Source organism: Serratia proteamaculans (assembly GCF_946227095.1).
GTDB lineage: Bacteria > Pseudomonadota > Gammaproteobacteria > Enterobacterales > Enterobacteriaceae > Serratia > Serratia proteamaculans_E.
In genome coordinates, this window is the sequence record NZ_CAMISV010000008.1 from 85717 (window position 1) to 97982 (window position 12266).

The 12266-nt window shown below is 53.9% G+C and carries 13 protein-coding genes; 6 read left to right on the forward strand and 7 right to left on the reverse strand.

The features are described 5' to 3' along the window. The first annotated feature begins 3 nt into the window (after positions 1–3). Positions 4–966, forward strand: coding sequence for a glucokinase (gene glk / locus OC597_RS16845; RefSeq protein WP_261258376.1), 963 nt, complete (start codon positions 4–6; stop codon positions 964–966). A gap of 64 nt (positions 967–1030) precedes the next feature. Here the strand turns inward: glk and OC597_RS16850 are convergent, their stop codons facing one another. Further along, positions 1031–2257, reverse strand: coding sequence for an L-lactate MFS transporter (locus OC597_RS16850; RefSeq protein WP_262209671.1), 1227 nt, complete (start codon positions 2255–2257; stop codon positions 1031–1033). A gap of 397 nt (positions 2258–2654) precedes the next feature. On the opposite strand from OC597_RS16850, the gene OC597_RS16855 reads away from it, so the two are divergent. Continuing rightward, entirely contained in the window at positions 2655–2984 is a 330-nt protein-coding gene (locus OC597_RS16855) for a DUF2502 domain-containing protein (protein ID WP_262209673.1), read from the forward strand. 13 nt (positions 2985–2997) lie between these two features. On the opposite strand, the gene OC597_RS16860 is transcribed toward OC597_RS16855, so the two are convergent. The 3 genes from OC597_RS16860 to OC597_RS16870 form a co-directional block, all read right to left on the reverse strand. After that, on the reverse strand, positions 2998–3732 hold the full coding sequence (locus tag OC597_RS16860) for a LytR/AlgR family response regulator transcription factor (protein WP_262209674.1): 735 nt from the start codon (positions 3730–3732) through the stop codon (positions 2998–3000). After that, positions 3729–5420: a LytS/YhcK type 5TM receptor domain-containing protein gene (locus tag OC597_RS16865; protein ID WP_314733067.1), complete on the reverse strand. Its 1692-nt coding sequence runs from the start codon at positions 5418–5420 to the stop codon at positions 3729–3731. Before OC597_RS16865 ends, OC597_RS16860 begins: the two co-directional genes overlap by 4 nt. A gap of 109 nt (positions 5421–5529) precedes the next feature. Then, positions 5530–6774, reverse strand: a complete 1245-nt coding sequence (locus tag OC597_RS16870; protein WP_262209675.1) for a DUF1479 domain-containing protein — start codon at positions 6772–6774, stop codon at positions 5530–5532. Positions 6775–6963: 189 nt separating this feature from the next. On the opposite strand from OC597_RS16870, the gene OC597_RS16875 reads away from it, so the two are divergent. The 3 genes from OC597_RS16875 (at position 6964) to OC597_RS16885 (ending at position 9480) form a co-directional block, all read left to right on the forward strand. Next, the gene (locus OC597_RS16875) at positions 6964–7503 is read left to right on the forward strand and encodes a GNAT family N-acetyltransferase (RefSeq protein ID WP_262209676.1); all 540 of its coding nucleotides are present in this window, start codon (positions 6964–6966) and stop codon (positions 7501–7503) included. Positions 7504–7624: 121 nt separating this feature from the next. Further along, entirely contained in the window at positions 7625–8845 is a 1221-nt protein-coding gene (gene alaC, locus OC597_RS16880; protein WP_207978900.1) for an alanine transaminase, read from the forward strand. 110 nt (positions 8846–8955) lie between these two features. Then, positions 8956–9480, forward strand: a complete 525-nt coding sequence (locus OC597_RS16885; RefSeq protein ID WP_261258361.1) for a cytochrome b — start codon at positions 8956–8958, stop codon at positions 9478–9480. Between the two features lie 75 nt (positions 9481–9555). On the opposite strand, the gene ypdK is transcribed toward OC597_RS16885, so the two are convergent. After that, on the reverse strand, positions 9556–9630 hold the full coding sequence (gene ypdK / locus OC597_RS16890) for a membrane protein YpdK (protein ID WP_112349011.1): 75 nt from the start codon (positions 9628–9630) through the stop codon (positions 9556–9558). A gap of 361 nt (positions 9631–9991) precedes the next feature. Here ypdK and OC597_RS16895 point away from each other — a divergent pair, with 361 nt between their 5' ends. Continuing rightward, on the forward strand, positions 9992–10756 hold the full coding sequence (locus OC597_RS16895; protein ID WP_262209679.1) for a CDP-diacylglycerol diphosphatase: 765 nt from the start codon (positions 9992–9994) through the stop codon (positions 10754–10756). Between the two features lie 265 nt (positions 10757–11021). Here OC597_RS16895 and OC597_RS16900 read toward each other — a convergent pair whose 3' ends face one another. Both OC597_RS16900 and OC597_RS16905 read right to left on the reverse strand, forming a co-directional pair. Beyond that, on the reverse strand, positions 11022–11471 hold the full coding sequence (locus OC597_RS16900) for a type II toxin-antitoxin system HicB family antitoxin (RefSeq protein WP_262209681.1): 450 nt from the start codon (positions 11469–11471) through the stop codon (positions 11022–11024). A 78-nt stretch (positions 11472–11549) separates the two neighbouring features. Continuing rightward, positions 11550–11990, reverse strand: a complete 441-nt coding sequence (locus tag OC597_RS16905; protein WP_261258357.1) for a DUF805 domain-containing protein — start codon at positions 11988–11990, stop codon at positions 11550–11552. Positions 11991–12266 lie beyond the last annotated feature (276 nt).

Sequence of the window (12266 nt, forward strand, 5' to 3'; positions counted from 1 at the left end):
CAGATGACTTATGCCCTCGTAGGTGATGTAGGCGGCACTAATGCCCGCCTGGCGTTGTGCACTGTGGCGACGGGTGAAATTACCCAGGCGAAAACCTATTCCGGCCTGGAGTTTGACAGCCTGGAGGCGGTGATCCGCCAATATTTAACCGAGCAGGGTATTCAGGTGCAGGACGCCTGTATTGCCATTGCCTGTCCGGTCACTGAAGACTGGGTGGCGATGACTAACCATACCTGGGCGTTCTCGATCAAAGAGATGAAGGCCAGCCTGGGGCTGAGCCACCTGGAAGTGATCAACGACTTTACCGCCGTGTCGATGGCGATCCCGATGCTGTCACAGGACGACGTGTTGCAGTTTGGCGGTGGCAGTGCGCAGAAAGACAAGCCGATTGCAGTGTATGGCGCTGGCACCGGTCTGGGGGTGGCGCATCTGGTGCACGTTAACCGTCGCTGGGTGAGCCTGCCGGGCGAGGGCGGCCATGTGGACTTCGCACCGAACAGTGAAGAGGAAGATATCATTCTGGAGGTGTTACGCGCCGAAGTGGGCCATGTGTCTGCCGAGCGTGTGCTGTCCGGGCCGGGGCTGGTCAATCTCTACCGCGCTATCGTCAAATCCGATAAGCGTCTGCCTGAAAAGCTGGAGCCGAAGGACATTACCGAGCGCGCACTGGCCGACAGCTGCATTGATTGTCGTCGTGCCTTGTCGCTGTTCTGCGTCATTTTAGGGCGTTTCGGTGGCAATCTGGCGTTGAGCCTGGGCACCTTTGGCGGCGTTTATATTGCCGGGGGCATAGTGCCGCGCTTTATGGAGTTCTTTAAAGCCTCTGGCTTCCGTGCGGCGTTCGAAGATAAAGGGCGTTTCAAGGATTACGTACACGATATTCCGGTATTTATGATCACCCACGGGCAACCGGGTTTGCTGGGTGCCGGCGCTCATCTGCGTCAAACGCTGGGTATGCATCTGTAATTAATCGCGGTGATAAAAAAAGGGGCGCAACCGCTAAGTTGCGCCCCTTTTATCGTTGGAGGAGTTAGGCTTTTGCCAGCTCCGCCTGTGGGAAGTGTTCTTCTTCCTGCGCTACCGCTTTCGGTGCCTTGATGAACAGGGTGATTATCAGAGAAGCCACTGACAGCACGCCAATCACGATGAAGGTCGCATGGAAGCCGCCGAAGTATTTGGCGACAAACGAACCGGCCAGTGCGCCCAGACCGAAGCCCTGATAGATGATGCCGTAGTTTTTGCTGTGGTTCTTCAGGCCGAAGAAGTCACCGACAATCGCTGGGAACACTGTGATGTTGCCACCGAAGCAGAAGGCGACGGCGCCGACGCAGATGAAGAACAGCGTGTGGTTCAGGGTGAGGAAGCTCAGTGCCATAATCGCCAGTACCGTAACCAGCATGGTGAAGCTGATGACGCGCATGCGGCCCACTTTATCGGACAGCGTACCCAGAATGATGCGGCCCGCGGTGTTGAAGATAGCGACGGCGGAAACGGTGTTGGCGGCGGTGGCTAAATCCATCCCGGCCAGTTGCACGCCCATGTCTTTCACGATGCCAATCAGATACAAACCACTCATACAGGCAGCGAAGAAGATAATGAACAACAGGTAGGCTTCTTTGGTGGCCAGCATCTGGCGCACGCTGTAGTCATTGCCCAGGCCACTGGTGCCTTGCTGTGCAGAGTTGCTCACCAGTACCGGCTCTTTCAGCAGCAGGGAGCCGAGCACGATCAGCGCCATTACAATGGCACCCCAGTAGAAGAAGGCGGAGGACACGCCGACGTCGGCAATCAGTGCGGCATTAACGTATTTAAACAGCAGGCTACCGGTACCGAAAGCGCCCACTGAGATACCGGAGATCAGCCCTTTGTTGGCCGGGAACCACTTAATCAGGTTAGACAGGGTAGAGATGTAAGCAATACCGACTGCGAATCCGACTACCACACCGGCCAGCAGATAGACCATATTCAGTGAGCTGACGTAGGCGCTGGCAATCAGGCCCAGGCCGACCAGGATACCGGAGCACAGCGTCAGGTTGCGGATACCGAAGCGTTCCTGCAGTTTGCCGGCAAACAGCGTGGCGAAAGCCAGGAAGAAGCTGGTGATGGAGAAGGTGGTGGCGACGTCGCCGAGACCCCAGTGGAACTTGTCGACCAACGGCTGGTTGAACAGACTCCAGGTATAGATAGTACCGAGACCCATCTGACAGATGATGGTCCCCAGAACGATTAAGCTGCGATTTGCCGGTTTGGTGTTCATGGCCGGACTCCTTCCTGTGTGTGCATTGCCGGGCGTTAGCCGTTGGCGGAAATTTGCGGATAGCGTCTAAGGCCCCGCGGTATGGGCTTATTATAAGGCTGGTAATACCACTGGACGGCGGATCGGGAATGAGTTGCACAAGGGAAGGAATGAAATGCATCAGAAGGCGCATGAGTTGCCGTTTTTGCGCTTAAAAGGGCGTGAAATGCGGCGGGTGCCACGTGATCTATATCAAGAATGTTAGCGATTTATCGCCGATCACCCGGCGGTGATTGTGGTTGAATTGTGAAGGATGTGTGTGAAAGGCGTAAATGGGTATTGTTCCTATAGAGCGGCGGCTGGCGCAGATCTATGTTATCTGCGAACGGACGGGTTCCGCTCTGCAGGAGTCGTTGAGATGAAGAAAATACTGTTGTTATTAGCCGCACTGCTGTCGCTGCCGTTGGTGAGCCACGCAGACGTATCGATTGGCGTCAATGTACCGGGCCTTTCATTGCACATTGGCGATCGCGATAATCGCGGTCACTATTGGGACGGCGGTCGCTGGCGCGATCCGCGCTGGTGGTCTGAACACCGGGGCTATGAACGCCCGCGCGGTTATTACTATGGTCCGCCACCACGGGTGATTTATTACGGCCCGCCACGACGCGAATGGCGCGACCGCCCGCATTACCGTATGTCACCACCGCCTCCGCCGGGCTATTACTACGGCCCGGGGCCGCGCTAGTAACGGCTGACGATCACAAACGCATCAGTTTGCGAAACTCTTTTACCTTGCTGCGGCTGACCGGCACTTCAAAATCCAGATCGCTCAGCCGCAGAATATAGGTGTTGTTGAACCAGGGGACGATCTCGCGAATTTTTGACAGATTGACGCAATAGGAACGGTGACAGCGGAAGAAATGCTCTTCAGGCAGACGACCGTAAAACTCGCTGAGGTTCATCGGCATCACAAACTCTTCGCGTCGGGTATACACCCGCGTCACTTTCTCATCGGCAGCGGCATAATAAATATCGTTGATGTCGGTAACGATAATCCGCTCGTCTTTGATCAGGTTAATGCTGTGGCTGCTGCGGTTCGGCGCGCTGGTCTGTTCCGGCAGGGGGGCGGGGCGGTTATGCAGCGCCTCCAGCTTTTGCAGCATGGTGACGATGCGCGCTTCGTGATAAGGCTTGAGGATGTAGTCAAAGGCCTCGATTTCAAAGGCTTCCACCGCATGCTCTTTATAGGCGGTGATGAACACAATAGAAGGGCGATGGGCGAATTTGCTGATGTTCTGCGCCAGTAATACCCCATCCAGCGACGGGATATTGATGTCGAGGAAAATGGCATCGACCTGATGGTTTTGCAGGTATTTCAGCACGTCCAGCCCGTCTTCGAAGGTGGCTTCGATGACGATATTGCTGTGTTTTTTGATCAGATAGCTGAGTTCTTCCTGCGCGAGGAACTCGTCTTCAACGATGATGGCTTTCATGAGGGTTCCCCGGCCGGCAGTGCGTTGTTCTCTACCGGCAGTTTGCCGCCATTTTTACTGATATAAAAGGCAATTTCGGTGCCCGGCTCCAGGCGACGAATGCGCAACCCTTCACCGTACAGCAGGGACACCCGGTGATGCACGTTCAGCAGTCCGATGTTGTGCCCTGGCATCTCGTTGCGCGCTACCCGTTCGATGACCTGCGGGTCAATACCGTGGCCGGTATCTTTGACCGAAATCCTGACCCGGTCACCCTGATCTTTCACCGCAATCACCACCACCCCCTTGCCTTTGCAGGGTTGAATGCCGTGCACGATGGCGTTCTCCACCAGTGGCTGGATCAGCAGGCTGGGGATGCGCACCGAGATATCGTCATCGATGTCATAAATCACCGTCAGCTTGGCGCCGAAGCGCGCTTGCTCGATGGCAATATAATCCTGAATTTGGTGCAATTCCTTGCGAATGTCGATCAACTCGTCGTTCAGCTCCAGGTTATAGCGCAGGTAGCGGGACAGGTTGATAATCAGTTGGCGCGCGGTGTCCGGATTGATGCGGATCGAGGACGAAATGGCATTCAGCGCGTTGAACAGGAAGTGCGGGTTGATCTTGCTTTGCAGCGCGCGCATTTCTGCTTTGTCTGCCATCTGACGCAGATGTTCAATGCGTGAAACTTCCATTTGGGTGGAGATAATCTGCGACAGGCCTACCGCCATCACCTTCAGCGTATTGGTGATCTGGTGGGCATGGCAGTAGTAAATTTTCAGCGCACCGGTCACTTCGCCTTTTTCCCACAGCGGGATCACCAATTGCGAGTGGATCTGCGGCGTGGCCGGGTTTTCCAGATTATTTTTGATGATGATCTTGCCGTGCCGGATGCTTTCACGGGTCACCCGGCTCAGCCCTTCACGGCCGATCGGGTAAGCCTCTTCACCCACGCCGACATAGGCCAACACCTGGTGGGTATCGGTGATAGCCACCGCATCAGCCTGAATGTCCTGGCGAATAATGTCGCAGATGGTGGCCAGCGATTCACTGTTGATATTGCGGAAATACGGCAGCGTTTTGCGGGCAATATCCAGTGCCAGCTTGGCCTGTCGGGCGGCGATCACCTCTTTTTCATCTTCCACGCTCTGCACCAGCAGCACGATCAGGCCGATGCACACCGTACCGAGGATCATCGGCAAAGCAATTTTGGAGACGATATCCAGCCCCAGCTCGGTCGGCTTGGCCCACAGCACAATCAACAGCATGGTCAGGCATTCGCACAGCATGCCGCCGATGATCCCGGCGCGCCAGCGCTGCTCTTTTTTTACCTTCAGGTTGATATAGCCGGCGCTGATACCGGCAATGATGCTGGTGATCAGGCAGGGAACCGAGGTAATGCCATCGATATCGATCAGGTAACGGTGCACCCCGGCGATGATGCCGGTAATGATCCCCACCCAGGGGCCGAACAGGATGCCGCCCGCCATGATGGCGATCACCCGCACGTTGACCAGCGAGCCTTCAACGTTAACGCCGGAATAGGTGCTGAACAGCGCAAACAGCGAGAAGATGGCGGTGACCATGCCCAGTTCCAGCGGCGTATGGTCTTCTTTTTGCAGCAACTGGCGGAACAATCGGGTGCGGGTGAGGAAAAACAGACAGATCAACATCAACGCGGCGCGATCAAATACCGCTAACAGCATTTCAAAAAAAGGGTGCACGACGGGCTCTCGCTGCGGCGGAAATAAGTGAGAAGTATATCACAGCGAATGAACCCCGTGGCGGCCTGGCGGCGCGCCACGGGGAACTGCGCTATTTGATGCCCAGCTGTTCCTTGCCGATCGGTGTCAGCAGCTCAAGCGTAGCTCGGCCGATGAAATCCACTTCGAAATCGTCGGGGGCGAAATCCGGCGGGGTTTTACCGGCGATAAAGCTGGGCAATTGGCGCTGCAGGTAGGCATCGTTTTTCTCGCAGCCCGGCGCGGCAGCGATATACATCACGTTGCTGTCGAACTCGCCGTTATGCTCGTTTTCCACCGCGTGGATCACGTCGCAATGCCAGAAAACCGTGTCGCCCGGCTCTAAATCGGGAATAGGGGAAATCCCACTGATTAAAAGGGGATGCCATTTTTCGGAGATCGACAGCGCACGGCCCGGGGCGGCATCGCACAGATCGTCGTCGGCGACGTCATCCTGCAGCGCACGCAACAGCACGTAGGCCATGGCGTTGGCAATCGGGACCAGATTCAGCGTGCCGGCATGGGTACGCTGTGGCGTCAGTGCCGTCCACCCCTGGAAGGTACGGAACATTGAACACACCGCCGGTGAAGCGATTTCACGCACCTCGGTGCGCCCGTCGGCGGCAAAGGGGTCATAATCCTGCCAGTTGCCGGAGAACACGTGGCGGTATACGTAGCGGAAGTTCTCATCCAGCCAGCGCTCAATGGTACCGCTGTCTACGTGCGGCGACAGGCCGAGTGACGAGGAATTCGGTGGGCGGCGGCGGGTGCGATCGGCGTAGGTGGTCACGCGCGTTGGGTCAAAATGCTGTTTGCCGTTGCTCTCGGTTTCCCACAGGCTGTTGAGGAACACCTGCACCGCGTGCATGCGGGCGTCCTGACGGGCTTCCACCTGCGGTTTGGACCAGTAAATACCGTAGATTTGCGGCTTGCTGGCGGCCAGTTTGCCAAAGTAGTTGTCTTCGGCAGCCCCTTTCAGGCGTTCGACGAAGTTGTTGCGCTCGAGATAGTCACCGATTTCCTGATTCCAGGCTGCGGCCTTGTCGCGGGGGAACACGCCACGAATGGCACAGGCACCACGCTGTTTGATCAGCGCTTTATGCTGCTCGCTGACGCGTCGTTGCAGGATATCTTCGGCATCGACTTGCGGCACCGGACTTTGACCGGCGGCCAGCTCCCGGCGGATTTGTTCAACCTGCTGGCGGATGTTTTCTTCCAGTGCCAAAAAGGTCTCACGGTAATCAGGCAATGCCTGGCGAAGCTGCTGTTTGACGGTTTTAATTGTGCCTGGAATATCGTCAATCTGTAAGGAAGCCATGGTGTTCTCCTCGCGCTGCAGGTGGGCAACGACGGACGGTTGTAGGTGACCGGGTAAGGCGTTATGGTTTTGTTGTTTTGACGTTAATGATTATCTGGATTTAATAGGGGAAAATAAAGGGATATCTTTCATTCGTAACTTCCTCATTTTCGTTTTTCGGAGATCCCTGTTTTTTAGGAGATAAAAGCAATGAAGTTGGTCACTGAGCGTTTGACCCTGGAGTCGCTGACGGCCGACGACTGGCCGCTGTTTTTAAGCCTGTATCAGGATCCTGATGTGATCCGTTACATCTCCGACCCGTACCGCGAGGAAGACATCCTCAGTCGTTTCGAGGCCCGTTTACCAACCTGGGACAAGCATTTGGATCAATGGCTGTGCCTGGTGTTGCGAGAGAAAGAAAGCGGAGAAGTGGCTGGCATGACCGGTTTTCGTCCGATGTGGCTGCCTTACCAACAGGCGGAAGTGGGATACGCCTTGCTGCCGTCCGCGCAAGGTAAGGGCTATGGCAAGGAATCACTGCGGGCGGTGCTGGATTTTGGTTTTAACGCCTGTGGTTTCCATAAGCTGACTGCCACCGTGACCGTGGGCAATATCGCTTCGCGCCGGTTGCTGGAGTCTTGTGGCTTCTTGTTAGAAGGTACGCTGCGCGATAACTACCGCCTGGCGGGGCAGTGGCGTGATGACTGGCAGTTCGGGCTGTTGGCCAGGGAGTTTAAGGCCGGAAAATAAAAAAGTTGTGCCGGGTATCGACAACCCTGCCGAAGCTGGGATATGTTCAATATCCGGTCAATTTTTAGGTTGGCCAGCGTCGCTCGGATGGTCCGGGCGCTAACGTCTCTTCGAGGTATCTATGGCTGATAATAGTCCGCAACGCCGTTTCACGCGTATTGAACGTCTTCCCCCTTATGTATTCAACATCACCGCCGAACTGAAGATGGCTGCACGCCGTCGCGGCGAGGATATTATCGATTTCAGCATGGGTAATCCCGACGGGCCAACGCCGCCGCACATTGTGGAAAAACTCTGCACCGTTGCCCAGCGTGACGACACCCACGGTTATTCCACTTCGCGGGGTATACCGCGTTTACGTCGTGCTATTTCACGCTGGTACGCCGACCGCTACCAGGTGGAGATCGATCCCGAAAGCGAAGCCATTGTCACCATAGGTTCAAAAGAAGGGCTGGCACACCTGATGCTGGCGACGCTTGACCACGGCGATACCGTACTGGTGCCGAACCCGAGCTATCCGATCCACATTTACGGTGCGGTGATTGCCGGTGCCCAGGTGCGTTCGGTGCCGTTGGTAGAGGGAGTGGATTTCTTTGGTGAGCTGGAGCGCGCCATTCGTGAAACCATTCCTCGTCCGAAAATGATGATCCTCGGCTTCCCGTCGAACCCGACCGCCCAGTGTGTGGAACTGGACTTCTTTGAACGGGTGGTCGCGCTGGCCAAGCAGTACGACGTGCTGGTGGTTCACGATCTGGCCTATGCCGACATTGTGTATGACGGCTGGAAAGCGCCCTCGATTATGCAGGTGCCTGGCGCCAAGGACATCGCGGTAGAATTTTTCACCCTGTCGAAAAGTTACAATATGGCGGGCTGGCGTATCGGCTTTATGGTCGGTAACCCGGAGTTGGTCAACGCGCTGGCACGCATCAAGAGTTACCACGACTACGGCACCTTTACGCCACTGCAGGTTGCCGCCATTGCTGCGCTGGAAGGCGATCAGCAGTGTGTGCGGGATATCGCGGAACAGTACCGTCAGCGCCGCAATGTGCTGGTGAAAGGGCTGCATGAAGCGGGCTGGATGGTGGAAAATCCGAAGGCTGCAATGTACGTCTGGGCCAAAATTCCTGAGCCTTATGCGCATCTCGGTTCGCTGGAGTTTGCCAAACGCCTGTTGGCAGAGGCCAAGGTTTGCGTCTCACCGGGCATCGGCTTTGGTGACTACGGTGACACCCATGTGCGTTTCGCGCTGATAGAAAATCAGGATCGCATCCGTCAGGCGGTACGTGGTATCAAAGCCATGTTCCGGGCGGATGGGCTGATTAAACCAAGCGCCACCAAATAATTGTTTCAGGCCGGCGCATTCGCTCCGGCCTTTTTCTCACTGCTAAGGTTTTCTTCATCATTTACCCACTATGATCCAATAAGATTTTCTTTATTTATCAGGATGAGTGTATGGGTAACCGCTACGCGAAATCACAAATTGTGCTGCACTGGCTGACGCTACTGATGGTGATCCTCACCTACGCGGCGATGCTGCTAAAGGATTCGGTGCCGGATGACCTGGTATCACTGGTAAAAAACCTGCATTTTAATTTTGGTTTGGCGGTCTTTTTGCTGATGTTTATCCGGTTGGGGTTACGTCGGCGACATGGCACACCGGCCACCACACCGCCGCTTGAAGAATGGCAGGAATGGGGCGCCAAAATTTTCCACTGGCTGCTGTATCTGCTGTTCCTGACTTTGCCGGTGCTGGGGGTGTTGACGCTGGCTTACGGCGGAAAGGAGTGGGTGCTACTGGGTTGGCAGGTGCCGCAGTTTGTTACGCCGGATCCCCTGCTGCGTCAGGTCATCAAAAGTACCCACGAGACCCTGGCCAATACCGGCTATTTTATCATTGGCGCGCATACGCTGGCGGCGCTTTACCACCATTATCTGCGTAAGGATGACACCTTGCGCCGTATGATGCCGGGCAAATAGCCCAGATTCAGAAACAACAAAGGGGCGCTTGTGCGCCCCTTTATCTATGTATCTATATTCCTGGTCATGCCGTGGTTATGCAACCATCAGCATAAAGGTACCAATCCATGTAACCAACATGAATGAAACGCCAAATACAAAATATTTCACTGAACAACTCCCGTCTGGAGTCCCTCGCAAGCCAATGATCCCGATTGTTGTGCTGAGTATTTTGTGGGTAGTCGGCGGTGGAGAGGCGGATCCTTCAAGAGGAAGAACAACGTCCTTGACCACAGATTACCCGGTTGTCGTGCTTCAAAGTCCGTGAGGTAAAACATGAACCACGACAGGATCGGCGTTAATGTACTCCCAATGCCAGCCTGATTACAATACTGTGTTTTTGATCACACTTTTTGATGATTTTTTAACCAGCGCTGACTGTTTTTAAACGATTTTTATTTCTGATAATCCGATTCAGTTTCACTGTGGCTCAGTGATATTCTGAGGCAGGCAGTCTGATAGGAAATGGAACGTGTTGATATTGGCAAAGTCACGATTTTTTTTAGCATTAATACTGCTGTTTTCAGCTTTACCCTCGTTCGCCAGCAGTGCGTTATGGCGGGTGGTTAATAATATATGTGTTTTTAATTATCAAACACTTGGATCCGCTTTCCCCTGCGAAAAAGTCTATTTGGATGAAGGCAAAAAGAAAGGTTACGCGGTAGTTCGCGATCCGGAAACTCGTTATCACTTTTTACTGGTTCCAACGCTGAAATTGAAAGGTGTTGAAAGCCCGGAATTGCTATTGCCCGTGACTGTGAATTATTTTTCCCTGGCTTGGCAGAATCGTCACGTGTTGGACAAGATTTATGGTAAAGAGTTACCTCGTAATGCTTTTGCCTTGACGATAAATTCTCAGGGAGGTCGTACACAAGGACAGTTGCATATTCATATTGCATGTCTGAAGCCGCACATCCGGCGCAGTATCGACAGGCAACTTCCCAGCATTGGCGATGACTGGACGGAGTTGTCAGATAATCTGGTTGGGCAGCATTATCTGGGCAAACGTATCAGGCAGGATAATTTGGAGGGGGTTTATCCCTTTGTGCAAATTGGTCGGCAGTTGGCTAAAAATGGCAGTGAAATGAAAAAATTTGGAGTTGCAGTCGTCCCCGTGTCATTCGAAAACAAACAACAAGGTTTTGTTTTATTGGCGGATGAGGCGGGGCGAGTAAAAAATAATACTGGGCATACAGAGAACCTGCTGGATTTTACCTGTAGTGGGTTTGCCAGGTAGGTTTTTGACGTAATGTACGGCAGCCTGATTAGGCTGCCGCGATAAAAACAGGTAATATTTTAGCCATATCAGACCATGCACAAGACCGCTTGATTTTACTCAAGTGCTGTAGCAATACCGATAGCGACAATGGTCAAAAACAGCGCACAGGATAGCATCATGGCTATCCAAATCTCACGGCGACTCCAGTGCATTTTACGGCCTTATATGATGTGAATATTGTCCAATAACAACCACATCGGCCTGCCGTAGAAAAAGTTTAGTTTTATTTAATCTGCTGGGGTGGCGTAGCTATAACTTCCGTCTGCACCTCATACCCCAACAGGTAAAGAGCCTGTTCCAGAGCTTCGATCTTGGAGGCGTAGGCAACGTCCAGCAGGCGATCCATTTGCCCGGCGTTAAAGCCCAGCTTACGCGCCAGATCGGCTTTCGAGGTGGTTCCTGCCAGCATAATGTTATGCAGTTCAAGCTTGAGTTTAACCAGAACCGGCAGGTGGATTGCCAGTTCATCCGGTAAGGCGCGGGAAGGGGCCAGCACCGGGCGGCCTTCTTCCATTTCCAGCGCGATGGCAATCAGCAGGCTTTCCTGCGCTTCCAGTTCGATGTCTTCACGTTTATAGCAGGCGGCCTGCTGTTCAGGAAAATCACGAAAGTGAATCTGCCAGGCATCGCTGTCGTTATCAAAGGCGTAGTGGGCGGGGTAGTGGCTAGACATGGTATTTCCTGTTTGGGCCGGGAATGATGCGGCATTGTGACCGCTTGCCCCACAGATAGCCAGTAGCGATACGGGCGACTAATTCGCTTTGCGCGTGCGCCACTCAGACGGAAGCAGCAGTGCGCAGACCACGCCAATCAGGCTGATAACCACCAGCCAGCGCTGTATTGGGCCGGGATAATAATTATTCACCACGCTGAGCAGATACATCACCAGCGCCAGCGGCCAGCCGGGCGTGCCGACGTCATTAAGACGAAAGGCCGTTCGGGCGACGAGCCAGACGGTTAAACTTATCCAACTCAGTGACCAGAACATAATGCACAGCAAATAGACAAACACCGAAAAGAACTCGGCAATGTCGCTGTGCGCATAGGCGCGGAAAAGATTTTTATCCAGATAGGGTGACAGGTATGACAGCAGTGCCAGACCTGCGGCGAACACAGCCACGGAGAATAGATATTCCCTGCGGGTAATACGGCGTTTAAAGACGTTTTTAGCGATTTGTCCTAGAGAATCCACAGTGCCATTCCGTTGTATCAGTGATGACTGCCAGCGCAGTCAGCCAAAGAGGGGGGAGTGTAGTGACGCTTTATTTTGAGTCAATATGATAATTGTTCTCATTGAGTGAATGTTTAGGTTCTGTTTGTGCGGTTGCTTACCCTAAGTAATTCTTTGTTTCTGTGCTTCCTATCACGTTTTATAAGATTTTGGCGCCAAGACGCCATGATCGGCCACATAATCCAGTTTGTTCGCACCTGACAATGGATTAACATAACCCACACTTATCACTGGCCT